Source organism: Corynebacterium sp. UMB10321 (assembly GCF_030228725.1).
GTDB classification, from domain to species: Bacteria; Actinomycetota; Actinomycetes; order Mycobacteriales; family Mycobacteriaceae; genus Corynebacterium; species Corynebacterium pseudogenitalium.
The window spans coordinates 1-271 of sequence record NZ_JASOZC010000053.1 but is presented as its reverse complement, the minus strand read 5'-3'; the positions used below and the strand labels follow the sequence as shown (position 1 = coordinate 271).

Sequence of the window (271 nt, the reverse complement as noted above, 5' to 3'; positions counted from 1 at the left end):
AAGCACACTGAGAAACTTTGTTTAGTTTTGAGGGTAATACCTCAGAGAGCTAGTACATTGAAAACTGAATATAATCTAAAGCAAAAAACCGAGACAATCGAAAAAACAGATTGAAGAGCGACCGAGAAGAGAGAGAAACTCAACTTGAAATAGGTCAAGTAGAAAAGGGCGCATGGTGAATGCCTAGGCACTAGAAGCCGATGAAGGAAGTGACGAACCACGAAAGGCTTCGGGGAGCAGTAAGTAAGCAATGATCCGGAGATATCCGAAT

Annotated in this window: 1 rRNA gene; it reads left to right on the top strand. The window is 42.1% G+C overall.

What is annotated here, in order from left to right:
* Window positions 1-152: 152 nt before the first annotated feature.
* Window positions 153-271 (top strand): 23S ribosomal RNA (locus tag QP752_RS11285); the annotation flags it as partial.